This is a genomic window from Mesorhizobium sp. M1078 (assembly GCF_040318615.1).
In the GTDB taxonomy this organism is placed as follows: Bacteria; Pseudomonadota; Alphaproteobacteria; order Rhizobiales; family Rhizobiaceae; genus Mesorhizobium.
Map to the genome: position 1 here is coordinate 38,028 of NZ_JAMYMP010000001.1, position 17,912 is coordinate 55,939.

17 protein-coding genes and 1 pseudogene are annotated in these 17,912 nt (G+C 63.7%); 10 read left to right on the plus strand and 8 right to left on the minus strand.

Going from position 1 to position 17,912, the window contains the following annotated elements; genetic code table 11:
* Nucleotides 1-233: 233 nt before the first annotated feature.
* The 3 genes from NKH38_RS00190 to NKH38_RS00200 all read left to right on the plus strand — a co-directional run bounded on the left by NKH38_RS00190 (nt 234) and on the right by NKH38_RS00200 (nt 3,271).
* Nucleotides 234-1,592 (plus strand): Nramp family divalent metal transporter, encoded by a 1,359-nt coding sequence (locus NKH38_RS00190; protein ID WP_352758355.1) that lies wholly within the window; start codon nt 234-236, stop codon nt 1,590-1,592.
* 53 nt (nt 1,593-1,645) lie between these two features.
* Nucleotides 1,646-2,503, plus strand: coding sequence for a protein-L-isoaspartate O-methyltransferase family protein (locus NKH38_RS00195; RefSeq protein ID WP_352639416.1), 858 nt, complete (start codon nt 1,646-1,648; stop codon nt 2,501-2,503).
* Nucleotides 2,504-2,620: 117 nt separating this feature from the next.
* Nucleotides 2,621-3,271, plus strand: coding sequence for a dihydrofolate reductase family protein (locus tag NKH38_RS00200; protein WP_352758357.1), 651 nt, complete (start codon nt 2,621-2,623; stop codon nt 3,269-3,271).
* Nucleotides 3,272-3,334: 63 nt separating this feature from the next.
* Here the strand turns inward: NKH38_RS00200 and NKH38_RS00205 are convergent, their stop codons facing one another.
* Nucleotides 3,335-4,213 carry a LysR family transcriptional regulator gene (locus NKH38_RS00205; RefSeq protein WP_502896572.1) on the minus strand — a complete coding sequence of 293 codons (879 nt, stop codon included), beginning with the start codon at nt 4,211-4,213 and terminating at the stop codon, nt 3,335-3,337.
* A gap of 87 nt (nt 4,214-4,300) precedes the next feature.
* Here NKH38_RS00205 and NKH38_RS00210 point away from each other — a divergent pair, with 87 nt between their 5' ends.
* Nucleotides 4,301-4,900, plus strand: a complete 600-nt coding sequence (locus NKH38_RS00210) for a LysE family translocator (protein WP_352758359.1) — start codon at nt 4,301-4,303, stop codon at nt 4,898-4,900.
* Between the two features lie 158 nt (nt 4,901-5,058).
* On the opposite strand, the gene NKH38_RS00215 is transcribed toward NKH38_RS00210, so the two are convergent.
* Nucleotides 5,059-5,853, minus strand: a complete 795-nt coding sequence (locus NKH38_RS00215) for an SDR family NAD(P)-dependent oxidoreductase (protein ID WP_352518259.1) — start codon at nt 5,851-5,853, stop codon at nt 5,059-5,061.
* A gap of 181 nt (nt 5,854-6,034) precedes the next feature.
* On the opposite strand from NKH38_RS00215, the gene NKH38_RS00220 reads away from it, so the two are divergent.
* The gene (locus NKH38_RS00220; RefSeq protein WP_352673187.1) at nt 6,035-6,499 is read left to right on the plus strand and encodes a MarR family winged helix-turn-helix transcriptional regulator; all 465 of its coding nucleotides are present in this window, start codon (nt 6,035-6,037) and stop codon (nt 6,497-6,499) included.
* A 29-nt stretch (nt 6,500-6,528) separates the two neighbouring features.
* On the opposite strand, the gene NKH38_RS00225 is transcribed toward NKH38_RS00220, so the two are convergent.
* Nucleotides 6,529-7,707, minus strand: coding sequence for an MFS transporter (locus NKH38_RS00225; protein ID WP_352758362.1), 1,179 nt, complete (start codon nt 7,705-7,707; stop codon nt 6,529-6,531).
* Nucleotides 7,708-7,906: 199 nt separating this feature from the next.
* On the opposite strand from NKH38_RS00225, the gene NKH38_RS00230 reads away from it, so the two are divergent.
* Nucleotides 7,907-8,263 carry an ArsR/SmtB family transcription factor gene (locus NKH38_RS00230; RefSeq protein ID WP_023683780.1) on the plus strand — a complete coding sequence of 119 codons (357 nt, stop codon included), beginning with the start codon at nt 7,907-7,909 and terminating at the stop codon, nt 8,261-8,263.
* A 23-nt stretch (nt 8,264-8,286) separates the two neighbouring features.
* Here NKH38_RS00230 and NKH38_RS00235 read toward each other — a convergent pair whose 3' ends face one another.
* A complete protein-coding gene (locus NKH38_RS00235; RefSeq protein ID WP_352758364.1) occupies nt 8,287-8,757 on the minus strand; it encodes a nucleoside deaminase in 471 nt (156 codons plus the stop codon).
* Between the two features lie 179 nt (nt 8,758-8,936).
* Between NKH38_RS00235 and NKH38_RS00240 the strand changes: the two genes are divergently transcribed.
* From NKH38_RS00240 to carB, 3 genes are all read left to right on the plus strand, one after another.
* Complete coding sequence (locus NKH38_RS00240) at nt 8,937-9,713, plus strand: metallophosphoesterase family protein (RefSeq protein ID WP_352758366.1); 777 nt, start codon at nt 8,937-8,939, stop codon at nt 9,711-9,713.
* 215 nt (nt 9,714-9,928) lie between these two features.
* A complete protein-coding gene (locus NKH38_RS00245) occupies nt 9,929-11,011 on the plus strand; it encodes an SH3 domain-containing protein (protein ID WP_352758368.1) in 1,083 nt (360 codons plus the stop codon).
* A 235-nt stretch (nt 11,012-11,246) separates the two neighbouring features.
* A complete protein-coding gene (gene carB / locus NKH38_RS00250; protein ID WP_352758370.1) occupies nt 11,247-14,750 on the plus strand; it encodes a carbamoyl-phosphate synthase large subunit in 3,504 nt (1,167 codons plus the stop codon).
* Between the two features lie 66 nt (nt 14,751-14,816).
* Here carB and NKH38_RS00255 read toward each other — a convergent pair whose 3' ends face one another.
* From NKH38_RS00255 to NKH38_RS00265, 3 genes and pseudogenes are all read right to left on the minus strand, one after another.
* Nucleotides 14,817-15,422 (minus strand): hypothetical protein, encoded by a 606-nt coding sequence (locus NKH38_RS00255; protein WP_352904326.1) that lies wholly within the window; start codon nt 15,420-15,422, stop codon nt 14,817-14,819.
* 10 nt (nt 15,423-15,432) lie between these two features.
* A pseudogene (locus NKH38_RS00260) lies at nt 15,433-15,621 on the minus strand (cupin domain-containing protein); the annotation flags it as partial.
* 300 nt (nt 15,622-15,921) lie between these two features.
* Nucleotides 15,922-16,473, minus strand: coding sequence for a DUF4142 domain-containing protein (locus NKH38_RS00265; protein WP_352758372.1), 552 nt, complete (start codon nt 16,471-16,473; stop codon nt 15,922-15,924).
* A gap of 325 nt (nt 16,474-16,798) precedes the next feature.
* Between NKH38_RS00265 and NKH38_RS00270 the strand changes: the two genes are divergently transcribed.
* Nucleotides 16,799-17,137, plus strand: a complete 339-nt coding sequence (locus tag NKH38_RS00270) for a hypothetical protein (protein WP_352758373.1) — start codon at nt 16,799-16,801, stop codon at nt 17,135-17,137.
* A gap of 286 nt (nt 17,138-17,423) precedes the next feature.
* On the opposite strand, the gene NKH38_RS00275 is transcribed toward NKH38_RS00270, so the two are convergent.
* A complete protein-coding gene (locus NKH38_RS00275; protein ID WP_023733309.1) occupies nt 17,424-17,912 on the minus strand; it encodes a GNAT family N-acetyltransferase in 489 nt (162 codons plus the stop codon).

The following is a 17,912-nucleotide window of genomic DNA, read 5'->3' on the forward strand; positions in this document are numbered from 1 at the left end:
ACAAGAATCGGCTTTGGGCAAAGCAATCGCCCTTTGCCATTCATAGCACGGGCTTAACTGTTCCAGCCGTTTATTTCCATTCCATGGCAGCGCAACCGGCGTTTGCGATCCCCTGCCGGCCTGCCGGTCGGCGCAACAGGAAGCACATACAATGAAATATAGCCTATTGCATAATGTTGAGCCCTGGCATAGATAGGATGACGTCAACCGATCCACCCAGTGGAAAGCCCTCCATGTCCGAAGCTGACGCTACCTTGGGATCATCCTGGCGATTTGACAGGCCGGAGGACAATCCTCCCAGCCTGCGCGAGGTGAACTCCACGATCGCGGTGCCACAGTCCGGCGTCTGGTTCCGTCGCCTGTTCGCCTTCATGGGACCGGGCTACATGGTCTCGGTCGGCTATATGGATCCGGGCAACTGGGCCACCGACCTCGCCGGCGGCGCCCAGTTCGGCTACACGCTATTGTTCATCATCATGCTGTCCAACCTGATGGCGATCCTGCTGCAGGCGCTTGCCGCCCGGCTTGGCATCGCCACCGGCCGCGACCTCGCCCAGGCCTGCCGCGCCTATTATCCGCGTCCCGTCAGTTTCGTGCTGTGGATCGCCTGCGAACTCGCCATCATCGCCTGCGACCTCGCCGAGGTGATCGGCACGGCGATCGCGCTGCAGCTTCTGTTCGGCATTCCGCTGATCGGCGGCGCGTTGCTGACGGCGCTCGACGCCTTCATCGTGCTGCTCTTGATGAACAAGGGTTTCCGCTATCTCGAAGCCTTCGTCATCGCGCTTCTGATCATCATCTTCGGCTGTTTCGCCATCCAGATCTTTGCCGCTGCCCCTCCGGTCGGCTCGATCCTGCATTCGATGTTCGTGCCGTCGACGGAGATCGTCACCAATCCGGCGATGCTATACATCGCCATCGGCATCATCGGCGCCACGGTGATGCCGCACAATCTCTACCTGCACTCCTCGATCGTACAGACACGCGCCTATGAACGGACCGAAAAAGGCAAGCGCGACGCCATTAAATGGGCGACGACGGACTCGACCATCGCGCTCGTCCTGGCGCTGTTCGTCAACGCCTCGATCCTGATCGTCTCGGCGGTGGCCTTCCATGGCACCGGCCATCAGGATGTCGCCGAGATCGGCCAGGCCTTCGAACTCTTGTCGCCACTGCTCGGCCTCGGCATCGCCTCCATCCTGTTTGCGGTGGCGCTGCTGGCCTCCGGCCTCAACTCGACGGTTACGGCAACGCTTGCCGGCCAGATCGTCATGGAAGGCTTTTTGCGCCTGCGCATTCCGCAATGGGCGCGCCGGCTGCTGACGCGCGGCATCGCCATCGTCCCGGTGGTGGTCGTCACCGCGCTCTATGGCGAAAAGGGCACCGGCCAGTTGCTGGTCTTCAGCCAGGTGGTGCTGTCGATGCAGCTGCCCTTCGCGGTCATCCCGCTGGTGCAGTTCGTCTCCGACAAGAAGAAGATGGGCGACCTTGCCATTCCCCGTAGCGTGGCGGTCCTCGCCTGGGTGGTCGCGGCGGTCATCCTGGTGCTCAACTTCAAGCTGCTCTACGACACCGTCTTCGGCGTTGGCTGATTCTCATTCCCGACCGCGACAAACCGGCGGCTTGCGCTATCTTACCGGCCATCATGACAAGTGTCGAAGACGCCAGGAAATTTTACGCGCAGCTGATGGCGGGCAATGCCGGCTCGGCCGATCCGCGCCTCGAAGAGGCGTTCGCCACCGTTCCGCGCGAGGCCTTTCTCGGTCCCGGACCCTGGGCGGTAGTCGCCGGCAGGGCGCTCACCACCGGCAACGGCAAGATCATGACGCCGAGCGCCGATCCTGTTCACATCTATCAGGACGTGCTGGTGGCGCTCGATGCCGGCAAGGGCATCAACAATGGCGAACCCTCCCTGCACGCCATGTGGATAGGCAGGATCGCCCCCAGACCGGACGAGGCCGTCACCCATATCGGCGCCGGCACCGGCTACTACACCGCCTTGCTGGCCCGGCTGGTTGCGCCCGGCCCGGTGACCGCCTTCGAAATGGAGGCCGATCTTGCTGCCAGAGCGACAAAGAATCTCGAAACCTATGACAATGTAAGCGTCATCCAAGGCGATGCCGTCACCGGCGATGTGCCGCCGTCCGACATCATCTATGTCAATGCCGGTGTCGTCGCACCGCCGGCTGCCTGGCTGCGGGCGCTGAAAGCGGGCGGCCGCATGATCTTTCCCTGGCGTCCGTCTCAGGGCGTCGGCCTGGCCGTGATGGTAACCCGCACCGACAAGGGCTTTGCCTGCGACCCCTTCATGCGCTCGTGGTTCATCCCCTGCGTCGGCGCCTCGGCGGCCGGACCGGCGGCCAAAATCCCCGACCTCCAGAAGGCCGCGCGCAGCCGTTCGATCTGGCTGACATCAAACAGGGCGCCGGACCGGACCGCCACCGCCATCATCGGCGATGTCTGGTTTTCGTCGCAGGCGCTTGGCGGCGGGCGACGGCGGTAGGTACCCTTGTCGGCCGGCAGCGTTTTTTTGCCAACGCCTGTCGGGCGGCCGCCGGCCTGTCCGTCCTTAGATCGAAATCCGGCCCTGACGGCGCGGATCCTGGAAAAGGAAAATGCAATGCGAAAGATCATCGCCGCCACCTTCGTCAGCCTCGACGGCGTCATGCAGGCGCCAGGCGGCCCGGAAGAAGACCCGGTTGGCGGCTTCGAGTTCGGCGGCTGGACGTTCCACTACTTCGACGAGGTGGCGGGCGTGGCCATGGAGGAATTGTTCTCCAAGCCCTTCGCCCTGCTGCTCGGCCGCAGAACCTACGACATCTTCGCAGCGTACTGGCCGTACCAGAAAGATGCGATCGGAGACGTCTTCAACCCCGCGATCAAATATGTGGCGACACATCGGCCGGATTCGCTCACCTGGGAGAACACGCAATGGCTTGAGGACGATATCGTCGCGGCGTTGCGCCGCCTCAAGAAGGAAGATGGGCCTGACCTGCTCATCCAGGGTTCGAGCGAACTGATCCAGACCTTGCTGGCCAACGGTCTGATCGACGAAATCCGGCTGATGATCTTCCCGCTGCTGCTGGGCAAGGGCAAGCGGCTGTTCGATGGTGGTGCGATGCCGGCCGCTTTCAAGCTCGTCAAGTCGCAGGCTACCACCACCGGCGTCATCATGGCGACCTACGAACGCGGGGGTGAGGTCAAGGTCGGGTCGTTCGCTACGCAGAAGCCGTCAGAGGCCGAGCTCGAGCGGCGTAAGAACTGGAAGTAACAGGGACAGGCTTGGCACCTTTCCTCTCCCCCGATCGACGGGGGAGAGCAAATCCAAGTTCTGTTAAGCCGCCACAGCCCGCCGTGCCAACCCACCCCGGATATACCGCGCGAACTCCTGCGCTGCCGGCGCCGTGCCGTACTTCGGCAAATGCAGATTGATGGAAAAATTCGGCAGCGGCGGCAGCCCGGCATCAAAAGCCAGGATGTCAAGATCGGCAGGCACGGTGGAGGCCAGCCAGGCGGTGACGGCAAGGTCGGAGCGCACCGTCGCGGTCGTGGCGTCGATGTTGCCGTTCTCGAACACGGTGCGCCATTCCAGCCCGTGCTCGTTCAGCGCCGACAGCACCACCGGGCGGAAGGCGCAGGTATCGGCGACGATCGACACCGGCAGCGGCCGCTTGGCGCGGGCGACGCCGCCCTTGGCCCCGACCCAGACCAGCCGGTGAATGGCCAGGCACTCACCGGCCGACGGGCCGACCGGTTCCTCGATGACGGCAAGGTCGATGGTGCCGGCCGCGAGGGCCGCGGCAAGGTCCGGCGAAGCCGCACAGAGCAGTGAAATCTCGACCTGCGGATAGGTCTCGGCATAGGCCTTCAGCACCGGCGCCAGCAAAGTGCCGACAAGGTCATAGGGAACACCGAGCCGCACCTGGCCGGCGACCTCGGTGCCCGCCATCTCGGCCCAGATCTCGTCATTGAGGCCAAGCAACCGTTTGCCCTTGCCGAACAGCCGCTCGCCGGGCCGCGTCAGCCGCAAGCCACGCCGGTCGCGCTCGAACAGGCTGCAGCCGAGCGCTTCTTCCAGCCGCTTGATCTGCTGGCTTACGGCGCCTTGCGTCAGATGCAGCGCGTTCGCCGCCGCCGTCATGCTGGCCTTGTCGGCGACAGTGACGAAGGTGCGGATCAGCGCTGTGTCGAGGTTGCGGATCATGGTTGGCATTATATCTGCTAATGCCAACCATCGCAAACATTGCATTTACTGAAGTATGCGGAAGTCTACCATTGGGCTTTTGATGAAGGACGCCTCATGTTGCAGCCCATCTTTCCGCTCATCCTGTTTGCCTTCGTGGCCACCGTCACGCCCGGCATCGCCACCACCCTGTCAACCGCTTCAGGCGCGCAGTTCGGTTTTCGCCGTTCCGTTCCCCTATTGATCGGCAGCGCTGCCGGCCTCGCCACCGTGACCGCTGCTGCCGCCGCCGGCCTCGCCGGTCTGCTGCTGGCCATGCCTTCGCTGCAACTGGCGATGAAAATCATCGGCTCGCTCTATCTCATCTGGCTGGCAATCAAGATCGGCCGCGCCGGGCCGCCTGATCTCGATGTGGCGATGGCAAAACCCAACAGCTTCTTGGGCGGCGCCGGCATTCAATGGATGAACCCGAAGGGCTGGGCGATGGGACTGGGTGCGGCGGCCTCGTTCGCAGCCCTTGCCGACGGTCCGGGACAACTCGCGCTGCTGCTCGGCTCGACCTTCGGCTTTACCGCAGCCATCTCGCTGTCGATCTGGTGCGTCGCGGGCATGGTGCTGGCACGGCTGCTCAAGACCGAATGGCAATGGCGCGCGCTCAACATCGTGCTGGCGCTGGTGCTGGCTGCGTCGATCATTCCGATGTGGCGGGGAGCGTAAACGCAGAGGTCGGCGCCAGTACCGCACCCGGACCTGCGGTCCGACCTCCCCACAAGGGAGAGGTAGGGGAGCGCGCACTTTACCCTCCCCTTGTGGGGAGGGTCGCGAACGAAGTGAGCGGGGTGGGGGTCCTGGTTCGCGAAGCGAACCGGCTACTCTCAAGCCGCGTAGCGGGCAGCCGGCTTGTCGGCGTGCAGGCTGCCGTAGAAGACTTGCCTTGCGCCGAGGAACGTATCCAGCTTGGCTGTGTCGGCAAGTGCCGGCACGGTGACGGCTTCGCCCCTGGATAGGCCCACAAGCGCGGCATCGACCATATCGTCGGCGGACATGATGATCTCCTTCGGCAGATTGTCGATATCGCCACCGGCGAGCTCCCAGAAATCGGTGCGGGTCGCGCCCGGCAGCACCGCCTGCACCTTCACATTGGTGCCGGCGACTTCGCGGTGCAGGGCCTCGGTGAAGTTGACGACGTAGGCCTTGGTGCCGCTGTAGATGCCGCCGAACGAGGTATCATAGGCGAGCACAGAGGCGATGTTGACGATGGCGCCGCGGTTGCGCGCAAGAAGCCCCGGCAGAACGGCGCGGGTCAGGCGGGTCAAGGCGATGACGTTGACCTTGATCATGCGCTCGGCCTCGTCGGCGTCGGCCGTTGCCACCACGGCCTGGCCACCAATGCCGGCATTGTTGACCAGCAGCGTGACGCTGTCGTCGGCTGCGATCGCCTGCTCGACGCGGCGCACATCATTGTCGTCGGCAAGATCGGCTGATATCACGCTGACCTTGCGCTTGTAAGCATATCGCAGCTTTTCAGCCAGTTCCTCCAGCCGGTCGGCGCGCCGCGCTACCAGCACCAGATCGTAGCCCTGCCCGGCCAGCCGGTCGGCATAGACAGCACCTATGCCGGCCGATGCGCCGGTGACGACTGCGGTACCCTTGTTGTCCTGTCCACTCATTGTCCTGTTCCTTTTTTCTGCCCGGCGAGACAGGTCGATGAACCCTCGTCCCGCCCTGATCTCCAATTAGTGGCATATACCACTTTCCGGGAAGTAGGCATATACCACCATCTTGTCAACGGAGGCGGCAGAAACTATTTCTGCGGCAGGCCGGCAGCGGTTTTGCCGGCAAGGAGTCGTGATGAGCAAGACCGCGCTGCCGGGATTTAGCCTTTGCAACAACGCCACGCTGCGGCGGGCCGCGCGCAAGCTCGGCCGCTTCTATGACGATGTAATCTCGCCTTCGGGTCTGAAGGGCACGCAGTACGGCCTGCTCTACCAGATCCATGTCAGCAACGAGCCGGCGATGGGCACGATAGCCGAAGCGATGGTCATGGATCTCTCGGCGCTCGGCCATACGCTGAAGCCGCTGATCCGCGACGGCTATGTCGACGCCTTCGCTGACAAGGACGATCGCCGCGTCAAGCGGGTGCGGCTGACGCCGCAAGGCCAGACCAAGCTCGAGGAGACGACGCAATTGTGGAGCACTGCTCAGCAGCGCTTCGAGGCGCTGTTCGGCCCGCAACGAGCGGCAGATCTGCGCGCTATGCTGGATGAAGTCGCGGCGCTGGAATACGACGTGCCGGCGGCCGCCCCTTCAAGCTGAAAGAGCGGCCGCCGGTCCTTTGCAAAGGTCTATTCGGCCGGCATGGCGACCGGCCGGGCCGCCCAGCGGCCGGCCAGCACCACGCCAAGCCCGATCAGCGGGAAGATGGCGGCGACCAGGCCGAGATCGGCCGGCACGCCGTAGCGCAGCACGGCGCCGCCGACCACAGCACCCAGCGCCACGCCGAGATAGAGCGCCGAAGCGTTGAGCGACAGCACGATCGGGGCGGCGTCGGGCGCCAGCTTGATGATGCGGCTGGCCTGCGCCGGCGGAAATGCCCAGCCGACCATGCCCCACGGCACCATCATGGCCATCAATGCCAGCCCGGCGAGATGCTGCGGCAGGAAGGTCGGGATGACCGAGAGCATCACCAGCATAACGGCGCTCAGCGCCAGAGACCAGCCGACGGTGCGCGTCGCACCAAAACGGTCGGCCGCCTGGCCGCCGGCTATGTTGCCGATGACGGCGCCGACACCGAAGGCGAGCAGCATGCCGGGCAGCGCAATCGGGCTGAGGCCGCCGCTCTGGATGGCCAGCGGCGCGATATAGGAAAACACCGAGAAGGCGCCGATCAGGGCAAGAGCGGTGGTCAACAGGATCGGAATGACGCCGGGGCGCAGCGCCGCAGCCAGCCGCCGCCTGAGCGGCAGCTTGGTGCCGACAATTCCGCGCGGCAGCCGGTACCACAGGATGGCGCCGACCAGCGCGCCGAGCCCGGCAATGGCAAAGAAGGTCCCGCGCCAGCCGGCTATCGTGGCAACCAGCGCGCCGAGCGGTGCACCTAGCGCAACCGCCACCGTTGTGCCGCCGACGACGACTGCAATGGCCCGCGCCCGGTGGTGGTCATCGACCAGCGCCACCGCCGTGCCTTGAGCGGTCGCGGCAAACAGGCCTGACGACAGCGCCATGATGATGCGGGCAATGAGCAGCAGCTCGAAGGACGAGCTCAGCGCCGCCAGCACATTGCCGATGACGAAGAACGCCAGCGTCCACAAGATGACGCGGCGCCGGTCCCACTCGCCGGTCAGCGTTGCCAGGATCGGCGTGCCGATGGCATAGGCCAGCGCGAAGGCGGTGATCAGCGTGCCGGCGAGCGGAATGGAAATGCGGGCGTCGGTGGCGATGTCAGGCAGCAGGCTGGAGATGACGAAGCCTTCGGTCGAGATCGTGAACGATCCGAGCGCAAGCCAGAAGAGGCGCTTGTCCATAGGGCGTGTCCTTAGTTCAAAACTTATTGAACAATTGGACATAACAGGACATGATGTCAATGAACCCAGGCGAAAATAGCTGAAGCCTGCTGACAGCCCTGTGTCAGGACAGCCATTGGGCCAATCGCGAAACGGACCGTGCATGCCCGCGAAACATGGACGCGTTGAAATCGCCACCGACTGTGCTTAGTTTCGGGCCATGACTTTGCCGCACCCCAATACAGACCAGATCAGCCTGCCGGTTGTGCTCGGCGTGCTTGGCGACCCGACCCGGCTCGCCATCGTGCGCTATCTCGCCAGCAAGGAAGGCGTGCCGCTGAACTGCAGCCGGTTCCTCGACCTCGGCTCCAAGACCAATCTCAGCTATCACCTGGCCAAACTGCGCGAAGCCGGCGTCACCCGCGCCGAAGTGGCCGGCACCAACCGGATGATCACGCTGCGCCGCGCCGACCTCGACGCCCGCTTCCCCGGCCTGCTCGATAGCGTGATTGCGGCGGCCGGAGATGACCCGGCTCTGCCCATCGTCGGAGGCCACGACATCGAAATGCCGGCGTAGCTGGTGCCGAAGTCAGGCCGCTCCTAGCGCTGCCAAAAACCGATATGCGGGGCGAGGAGTTCCTCGTCCATCTCGGGGAAAGGGCCGTGGACCTCGACCGGCTTCTGCCCGGAGCCGAGGACTGTGCGCGACGAGAGGTTCATCGTCGGATTCTCGGCGTGGTTGCCAGTCAGCGCGAGAAGCTTGGTCTCCTCGAAGCCGTAGACCAGCCGGCCGATATTGGCCCAGTAGAGCGTTCCCGTGCACATCGCACAGGGCTCGCCGGTTGTGACCAGCGTGCAGGACCAGAGGAAATCCGGCGGATAGGCGTTCGCGGCACGCCGGGAGAGCTCCGTTTCGGCGTGGCGCACGGTGTTGATGTTGCCTTGCCGCATCAGGATGCGATCGTCGGGGCCGACGAGCACGCAGCCGAAAGGATGGTGCCCGTGCGCGGCAGTCTCGCGCGCGACGTCATTGGCGGCGCGAAGGTGGGCAACCATCTGGTCGCGGGTCATCGCCTGTCCTCCCCCGGATGAACTCTGGAGCGGCGTGGACGCTAGCAGATGGAGTGCTTCCGCGATAGGCGGGGCTCCCGGCTGTCTCGAACGATCTCGAGGGCTTGATAATGAAGGCAGGGGCTTGATAACGAAGACGGGCCGCAAGCCTCAACGGGCTGCACCAAGGAGCCCGCCGCATGCGCATTGCCGTTCTCGCCGACATCCATGGCAATGTGCTGGCGCTGGATGCCGTGCTCGCCGATCTAGCGCGGCGCGGCGGCGCCGATCTCACCGTCAACCTTGGCGACTGTGTCTCCGGCCCGCTCTGGCCGCGCGAGACGTTCGAGCGGCTCGAAGCGCTCGACCTGCCGACGGTGCGCGGCAACCATGACCGCCGCGTCGCCGTCGATCCGGCCGACGATACGATGTGGGCTTCGGACCGCTATGCACAGGAGCGGCTGACGGAGGCGCAGCGCGAAGCGCTGCTCGCCCTGCCCTTCACGCTGGAGATTGTTCCCGGCGTGGTCGCTTTCCATGCGCGGCCCGACCATGACGAGAAATACCTGCTCGACGCGATCGTCGATGGCCAACTGGTGCGCGCGCCGCTTGCCGCTATTCAGCGGCGGTTGCAGGCGCTGGACCCGGCCTGCCGCGTCGTGCTTTGCGGCCACAGCCACCGCGCGGAGCTGCTCCGTATCCCCGGCGGCCCCATCCTTTTCAACCCCGGCAGCGTCGGCGCTCCCGCCTATGAAGATGACACGCCGCCGGCGCATGTTTCGGAGCAAGGCAGCCCGCATGCGCGCTACGGCATCCTCACCTTGGATGGCGAAGGACCCGACCGTTTCGAGACCATCGCCGTCGACTACGACCATGAAGCGGCGGCGAGACAGGCCGAACAGGCGGGCCGTCCGGAATGGGCGCATCCGCTGAGGACCGGCTTCATGCCCAAACCCTCTTGGCAAGGCTCTGCTTGACCGCATGGCTGCGTCCTGCCTCGGCCTCGCGGCACCAAACATCGGACGCATTTTCAGACTTACATGGCCGCATATCGTCCATTATAAAACCGCCTTGGCATACGGCAGGATTGCTGCCGCAAGGGTAATCGGCGCACGGCCAAATGATGAGGCGCACAATCCGAACCATTTTGCATCGACTGACTGGCGCTCCGCTCCTGCGGGCCCCGTTGCTCATGGGGCTGTTGCTCATGGGCCCGTTGCTGGTGAGCATGCCGGCGAATGCCGAGGACGCGCCTGCCGACATCGTTTCCATAGTGACCGAGCTCGGCCCAGGCGATCTCCTCAACATCCGCGCCACGCCGTCGCCGGTCGGCAGAACCCAGGCGCGCCTGCCGATCGGCTCGAGCGTCAGGAATTTCGGCTGCAGCGAAGTGGACGGCCACCGCTGGTGCAAGGTCGAGGAGATCGACAATCCACTGGTCAAAGGCTGGGCGCCCGCGCGCTATCTTATCCCCGACAATCCGACCGTGGTCGAAGTAGACGCCGCGCCGCCCCAGGTGACCGCCAGCGCTGAAGCCGGCGGCCCGACGCTCGCGCCCGACATGTCGACGCAGCCGGCCGACGTGGCCGCAGCGCCCCGGACGACTGCACCCGCCGCCTCTGCCGCTCCGGCTGCACCCACTCAGGCTCCACCCACCCCGGCTGCACCCGCGCCGGCTCCACTCGACCTGACGGAGCGCCTTGGCGGCACGAATCCAGGCGCGCCGAAGTCCGCCGCCGAGATCGGCAGGACCGCCATGCAGGATGCTTACGGCCTTGCCTTCGCAGCGAATGAAAGTCCGCCGACGGATGAAATCCCTGCCACAGAGGCTCCGGCAACGGAGGCCACAGGGACGCCGGAACTCGCCGCCGCCGCGTCTGCGGGAGCAGCGCCGGATACAGCGTCCGCGCCGGGGGTACTATCCCCGACGCCACGGCCAGACCAGGCCAAAGCTGCGACCGCTACGCAAACCGTTGCACGGCTGGAACCCCCGCCCGCCCCCGGCGCCACCGCCGACATCCCCTGCGCGCGCTATGTCGGCCAGCCGATGACCCGCTGCGCCGTCAACATCGTCCACAAGGGCACTGACAAGGCCGATATCACCGTGACCTGGCCCGACGGCGGCACCCGCGTCATCTCCTTCTCTGCCGGGATGCCGGCCAACTCGGATTCGCCCAGCGAGTTCCGCTTCACAAGGGAAGGCGCCCTCAACATGATCCGCGTCGGGGTATCAGAGCGGTTTGAGATTACGGATCAGCTCGCGCTGGGGGATTAGGTGTCAGGCAGTAGGGAATGGGCAATAGGCGCCTTAACCTCGCTCCTGCCTAATCCCCACTGCCTGATCCCTACTGCCTAATCCCTACTGCCTAGCCTCATTTTCGGGGTTACATCTCCCAAAACTCTTCCCTATAAGGCCCTCCTAGCCTGATACCAGAATCGCAAGCACAACCGGCCGGGTCTTCCCGTCCCGGTTTTTCGTGCAAGCCGCTCGCCGAACGGAACTCACAACGATGCCAAGACGCACCGACATCAAGTCGATCCTGATCATCGGGGCCGGCCCCATCGTCATCGGCCAGGCCTGCGAGTTCGATTATTCCGGCACACAGGCCTGCAAGGCGCTGAAGGAGGAGGGCTTTCGCGTCATCCTGGTCAATTCCAACCCGGCCACCATCATGACCGACCCGGAACTGGCCGACGCCACCTACATCGAGCCGATCACGCCTGAAGTCGTCGCCAAGATCATCGCCAAGGAGCGGCCCGACGCGCTGCTGCCGACCATGGGCGGCCAGACCGCGCTAAACACCGCTCTGTCGCTGCGCCGAATGGGCGTGCTCGAGCGCTACAATGTCGAGATGATCGGCGCCGACGCCACGGCGATCGACAAGGCTGAGGACCGGGCGCTGTTTCGCGAGGCGATGAAGAAGATCGGCCTGGAAACGCCGAAGTCGATGCTGGCCAATGCCACCGACGTCAAGAACGCCGACCGCAAGACCCATGAGGCCGAGCGCGCCGCCGTCAAGGCCGAGGCGCCTGCCGACCTCGATGCCGCGCTCGACGCGCTGGAAACCCGCTGGAACCTCGGCGAAGGCGACCGCAAGCAGCGCTACATCAGCCATGGCATGGCGATTGCCGCCCAGGCGCTCGACCATGTCGGCCTGCCCGCCATCATCCGCCCGTCCTTCACCATGGGCGGTACCGGCGGCGGCATCGCCTACAACCGCGCCGAATTCTACGACATCGTCCAGTCCGGCCTCGACGCCTCGCCGACCACCGAAGTGCTGATCGAGGAAAGCGTGCTCGGCTGGAAGGAGTATGAGATGGAGGTCGTCCGCGACAAGGCGGACAATTGCATCATCGTCTGCTCGATCGAGAACATCGACCCGATGGGCGTACACACCGGTGACTCGATCACCGTCGCCCCCGCGCTGACCTTGACCGACAAGGAATACCAGATGATGCGCAACGCCTCGATCGCGGTGCTGCGCGAGATCGGCGTCGAGACCGGCGGCTCCAACGTGCAGTTCGCCGTCAACCCGGCCGACGGTCGGCTGGTCGTCATCGAGATGAACCCGCGCGTCTCGCGCAGTTCCGCCTTGGCTTCGAAGGCGACCGGCTTCCCCATCGCCAAGATCGCGGCCAAGCTCGCCGTCGGCTACACGCTGGACGAGCTGGAGAACGACATCACCGGCGGCGCCACGCCCGCCTCCTTCGAGCCAAGCATCGATTACGTCGTCACCAAGATCCCGCGTTTTGCCTTCGAGAAATTCCCCGGCGCCGAGCCGGTGCTGACCACCGCCATGAAGTCGGTCGGCGAAGTCATGGCCATCGGCCGCACCTTCCAGGAATCGCTGCAGAAGGCTTTGCGTGGACTGGAAACCGGCCTTACCGGCCTCGACGAAATCGAGATCCCCGGCCTCGGCCACGGTGCCGTAGCTGCCAACCACGCCGACGACCGCAACGCCATCCGCGCAGCACTCGGCACGCCGACGCCCGACCGGCTGCGCATGGTGGCGCAGGCGATCCGCATGGGCACCTCGCTGGAAGACGTGCACGCAATGTGCAAGATCGACCCGTGGTTCCTCGAACAGATCGCCGGCATCGTTGCCATGGAAGCCCGCATCCGCGAGCACGGCATTCCGCAAGACGCCGTCAATCTGCGCATGCTGAAGGCGATGGGCTTCTCCGATGCCCGCCTCGCGTCGCTGACGAAGACCGACGCCGAAGTGATTCAAAAGGTTCGCGAAAAGCTCGACGTTCATCCAGTTTATAAGCGCATCGACACCTGCGCCGCCGAGTTCGCCTCGCCCACCGCCTATATGTACTCGACCTATGAAGTGCCCTTCGCCGGCGCGCTGGCCAATGAAGCGCAAGTGTCAGCGCGGAAAAAAGTCGTCATCCTCGGCGGCGGTCCGAACCGCATCGGCCAGGGCATCGAGTTCGACTATTGCTGCTGCCATGCCGCCTTTGCGCTGCGCGACGCCGGCTATGAAGCAATCATGATCAACTGCAACCCCGAGACGGTCTCGACAGACTACGACACCTCCGACCGGCTCTATTTCGAGCCGCTGACGGCGGAAGACGTGCTGGAGATCCTGCGCGCCGAACAGGCCTCGGGCGAACTGGTCGGCGTCATCGTCCAGTTCGGCGGCCAGACGCCGCTGAAGCTTGCCGACGCGCTGGAGAAGGCCGGCATCCCGATCCTGGGCACGTCGCCCGACATGATCGATCTCGCCGAAGACCGCGACCGCTTCCAGAAGCTGCTGCACAAGCTCAACCTTAGCCAGCCGAAGAACGGCATCGCCTATTCGGTCGAGCAGGCCCGCCTCGTCGCCGGCGAGCTCGGCTTTCCCTTGGTGGTGCGCCCGTCCTATGTGCTGGGCGGCCGCGCCATGCAGATCATCCACGACGAGGGCATGCTGCAATCCTACCTGCTCGACACCGTGCCCGGCCTTGTGCCGGAGGACATCAAGCAGAAATACCCCAACGACAAGACCGGCCAGATCAACACGCTGCTGGGCAAGAACCCGCTTTTGTTCGACACCTATCTCTCCGGCGCCATCGAGGTCGATGTCGACTGCCTATGCGACGGCAAGTCGACCTTCGTCTCAGGCATTCTGGAGCACATCGAGGAGGCCGGCATCCACTCCGGCGACAGCGCTTGTTCGCTGCCGGTGCATTCGCTGCCTTCCGATCTGGTCGACGAGCTGGAGCGCCAGACGGCGGCGCTTGCCCGCGCGCTCAACGTCGGCGGCCTGATGAACGTGCAGTATGCGATCAAGGACGGCACGGTCTATGTGCTGGAGGTCAACCCGCGCGCATCGCGCACCGTGCCCTTCGTCGCCAAGACCATCGGCCGGCCCATCGCCAAGATTGCCGCACGCATCATGGCAGGCGAAAAGCTGGAAGACGCCTTCGCCCATTACGGCGCGATGCCCGACCCGAGAAACCCCGGCCACATCGCGGTAAAGGAAGCCGTCTTCCCCTTCGCCCGTTTCCCCGGCGTCGACATCCTGCTTGGCCCGGAAATGCGCTCGACCGGCGAGGTCATGGGCCTCGACCGCGATTTTGCGCTCGCCTTCGCCAAGAGCCAGCTCGGCGCCGGCGTCGACCTGCCACGCTCCGGCACGCTGTTCGTCTCGGTGCGCGACGAGGACAAGGCCGGCATCCTGCCGGCGGTCAAGCGTCTGGCCGGCCAGGGCTTCAAGGTGCTGGCGACATCCGGCACGGCCCGCTTCCTCGCCGAAAACGGCGTCGACGCCCAGAAGATCAACAAGGTGCTGGAAGGCCGCCCCCACATCGAAGACGCCATCCGCAACCGCCAGGTCCAGATCGTCTTCAACACGACGGATGGTCAGAAGGCGGTGTCGGACTCCAAATCGCTGCGGCGGGCAACGCTGATGCAGAAGGTGCCGTATTACACGACGCTGTCGGGAGCGGCGGCTGTGGCCGAGGCGATTGCGGCGCTGAAGGCAGGGAGCCTGGAGGTCAGGCCGCTGCAGGAGTATTTTGCGTAATGCCGCCTGTGCCTCCCTTCAACGGCCATATACCAGTTGATGTGAAACACTCCTGAACAGTAGTTTTCACAAAGAAAGTATGTCGTCCGATGTGTCTCTTGATTTCTTAAAATTCCTCTTCAATTCATCAACTCTTCTCTTGACAAAAGCACATCTGTCTTTAAGTCGCTTAGCAGTCTCGCCTACAATCGGAAGACCTGCCTCCCACTTAATGTCGCCAAGTGGGACAACGAATGATTTGCTAGTAGTAGGCGGATCGTCTTCGTGACGATACAAGACATCCAATCTTTCCTGCTCAAAATTAAACGACACGTCTACGATTATATGGTCCGAAATAGGTATAAGGCTCTTGTTCTTAAGGAACCGAGAAATAAAAGAAACTGATTTTATTAAACTTGCCGACCGCGGTGGCCTGCTGAGATCCTTTGGAGCAGTTCCTTTAAACATCAAATATATCGAACTAACAAAATTTTCGAAATCGGACGAGTTATAGTATCTATAAACAAATGGGACAGCTCCCCTTTCGCGCGTGAAGAAGCTAAAACTCAGTCTATAATCAGATAGGCCAAGAATCTGTATAGGACCGGTCTCTTTGAGAACACCCCTCATTTTGACAGATGCACCGTCGAATTCAGGGATTATGTACACTTCCTCCACCAAGGCAGGGTTCATGGAATACACCATGGCTGTGCCAGTGGCGCTGGCTGGACCAGCCGCCTGATGGCAATGTCATCAGGTTGACGCCGAAATCGGTGAGGCCGCCGGCATCGCCGAGGCGGTGGCGTGTGCGCTCGGCGCAAGGGGCGTCGAAGGGCGCGGGGTAGCCGGAGCCCTTGCGGACAGGCACGGTGGACAGGTCGATCTTGGGCATGGGAGCTCCATTGAATTGGTGGCGGCAATGTATGTCACTGCCGGCGCAGCCACAGAGCCACTTTGCCGCAATGCCTTGCCAACGGCAGGCATCGGCCGTCGCACTCTACGGCGCCCCCCTCTGTCCTGCCGGACATATCCCCCGCAAGGAGGGAGATTGGCTCGCCTCAGCCTTCGCCAATTTTCACCGTCGCAAGAAAAGCACGGCGCCGACGCTGCTGATCTCCCCACTCGTGGGGGAGATGTCCGGCAGGACAGAGGGGGGCGCCGTAGAATGCTATTGCTGGCCAGTCACCAGCCCTCAACCCTGATGCGCCGCCGCGAGTTCCTTCACGTGCTTCTCGTGCATCTGCAGCGTCGGCAGCGTCTTCTTGGCGAATTCCTTCAGCGCCGGGTCGTCGCCCGAGTTGGCATAGCTGCTGAAAAGGGCTACGGCCTCCTTGTGCGCGTCCGTCTGCATCTGGATGTACTTGGCGTCAAAATCCTTGCCGCTTGCGCTCTTCAACTCGTCGAGCATTGCCTGCTCCTTCGGCTGCAGGGCCGGTCCCGCGGCTTTGGTCGAACCGGTGGTCTGACCCTGGCTCAGCGCCGCCTTGAACTCCTTGCCGGCTCTGGTGTGGTCCTTGACCATCTGCTTGGCGAATTTCCTGACGTCAGCCGCCTTGGATTTCTCCTCGGCGAGCTTGCTCGACTGGATTTCGAATTCGTTGGAGCTAGGCACCGTCTTGACGAAGGTTGGGGTATCGACCTTGCTGGCGGCCATGGCAGGCGCGACCGCAGTCGAGTTGGCCGCAAAGGCGGCAGGGGCACCGGCGAACAAGGCGACGGCGGCAATGGTGAGAAGCGTTTTCATCTGAGGTCTCCGATTTGAAAATTTCCCTCGGCTAATCAAACGCGGCATTGGCGGCAGGGTTGCGTCCGGAGAACTATTCGTCAGCGACCATCTGCCGAAGAGCCGTCCCGAGCCCCTGGCGGACAAACCTCAGGACAGCACGCCTCGCCATATTGCAGCTGTTCGTTCCAGTTCGGCCGACCCTCAGGCGTGAAATCCATAAGGTTCCACAGGATCTCGCAGATGCCGATGGCGCGCTGATCCTAATGGACGGCGCTGCATTGGGAGCCGGTTGCACTTCCCTGTATTGCGTCCGCAGGTTAGGTTTCCGGAGCTGGGGAGAAACATGCAAGAGGATGAAGAGATCGATCTGCGCTGCCCGCAAGTGGTGGCCAACAATGCCGCCAAGGGGTTGAGGCTGCGCAAGCAGTTCGGCCGGGGCGGCACCGAGATCGGCGTGGCGCGGGCGACGGAACTCAAGAACCGCGAAAAGCTGGCGCCATCCACCATCCGCCGCATGGTCAGCTATTTCGCCCGCCACGAGGTCGACAAGCGCGGCAATAATTACGGCAATGAGGACAATCCATCGGCCGGCCATATCGCCTGGCTGCTGTGGGGCGGCGACGAGGGCCGCGCCTGGGCGCTTGAGCTCAAAAAGAAGATCGGCAATGCGCCCGATATCTGAGGGCGACCGCAAAACGACTGGCGGGCCCCAAACCCCCGCCTGGGACCCGCCAAGGAGTGGCTGAACACATGCCGGTGCAGCCCCTCCACATCTGCCAGTCGTCGATCCGCCATCGGTCGAAAGGCATGGATGGTGAGGTAGCATCCGGTTGCGGCGGCCAATGTGAAGCAGTTCACAATCCGGAGGTTTTCAACAGCGCTCGAGCAATTCCAGGAAAAGTGGGAACCGGTTTTCCCGTGAAAGCGCGTAGCGTTTTCCCCAGGGAATTGCGGCAAGAAAAAAGCCCTTACCCTTCCCAGGCGACAGGCACCATTCCCAGCCGCTCGTAGAGCCTGAGCGCGGCAGCGTTCTCGACCGTGTTGGTCTTGAGGTCGACATGGGCCGCGCCTCGATCGCGAAAGGCGTTGAAAGCCTGCCACATCAGCGCTTCGCCAATGCCTTTGCCGCGCGCTTCGGGATGGACCGCGAGGTCCTTGACGAAGGCCCTCGTCCAGCACAGCGCTGCCGCCGCCAGCCGTCCCTTGGCGTCGATGACCAGGAAACACAGCGCCGGGTCGAATTCGGCATCGCTGGATATGCGCGGCCACCATTCGTCGAACGGGCCGTCGGTGCCGTCGTCGAACACCTCGCTCAAAAGCGCATGCAAGGGCTGCGCGTCACCATGTTCGAAGCAGCGCATGGTAAAGCCGGCCGGCCAGTGCGGTGCAACGAGCGTCTCGTCGAGGATTTTGCGCAGCCGGATGTCGTTTGGAGCCGGCGGGCGCGGTTCAGGCAT

Coding starts and splice junctions, on each gene's coding strand:
- NKH38_RS00190 (WP_352758355.1), top strand. CDS start 234: ATGTCCGAAGCTGACGCTACCTTGGGATCATCCTGGCGATTTGACAGG.
- NKH38_RS00195 (WP_352639416.1), top strand. CDS start 1,646: ATGACAAGTGTCGAAGACGCCAGGAAATTTTACGCGCAGCTGATGGCG.
- NKH38_RS00200 (WP_352758357.1), top strand. CDS start 2,621: ATGCGAAAGATCATCGCCGCCACCTTCGTCAGCCTCGACGGCGTCATG.
- NKH38_RS00205 (WP_502896572.1), bottom strand. CDS start 4,213: ATGCCAACCATGATCCGCAACCTCGACACAGCGCTGATCCGCACCTTC.
- NKH38_RS00210 (WP_352758359.1), top strand. CDS start 4,301: ATGTTGCAGCCCATCTTTCCGCTCATCCTGTTTGCCTTCGTGGCCACC.
- NKH38_RS00215 (WP_352518259.1), bottom strand. CDS start 5,853: ATGAGTGGACAGGACAACAAGGGTACCGCAGTCGTCACCGGCGCATCG.
- NKH38_RS00220 (WP_352673187.1), top strand. CDS start 6,035: ATGAGCAAGACCGCGCTGCCGGGATTTAGCCTTTGCAACAACGCCACG.
- NKH38_RS00225 (WP_352758362.1), bottom strand. CDS start 7,707: ATGGACAAGCGCCTCTTCTGGCTTGCGCTCGGATCGTTCACGATCTCG.
- NKH38_RS00230 (WP_023683780.1), top strand. CDS start 7,907: ATGACTTTGCCGCACCCCAATACAGACCAGATCAGCCTGCCGGTTGTG.
- NKH38_RS00235 (WP_352758364.1), bottom strand. CDS start 8,757: ATGACCCGCGACCAGATGGTTGCCCACCTTCGCGCCGCCAATGACGTC.
- NKH38_RS00240 (WP_352758366.1), top strand. CDS start 8,937: ATGCGCATTGCCGTTCTCGCCGACATCCATGGCAATGTGCTGGCGCTG.
- NKH38_RS00245 (WP_352758368.1), top strand. CDS start 9,929: ATGGGGCTGTTGCTCATGGGCCCGTTGCTGGTGAGCATGCCGGCGAAT.
- carB (WP_352758370.1), top strand. CDS start 11,247: ATGCCAAGACGCACCGACATCAAGTCGATCCTGATCATCGGGGCCGGC.
- NKH38_RS00255 (WP_352904326.1), bottom strand. CDS start 15,422: ATGAACCCTGCCTTGGTGGAGGAAGTGTACATAATCCCTGAATTCGAC.
- NKH38_RS00265 (WP_352758372.1), bottom strand. CDS start 16,473: ATGAAAACGCTTCTCACCATTGCCGCCGTCGCCTTGTTCGCCGGTGCC.
- NKH38_RS00270 (WP_352758373.1), top strand. CDS start 16,799: ATGCAAGAGGATGAAGAGATCGATCTGCGCTGCCCGCAAGTGGTGGCC.
- NKH38_RS00275 (WP_023733309.1), bottom strand. CDS start 17,912: ATGCCTGAACCGCGCCCGCCGGCTCCAAACGACATCCGGCTGCGCAAA.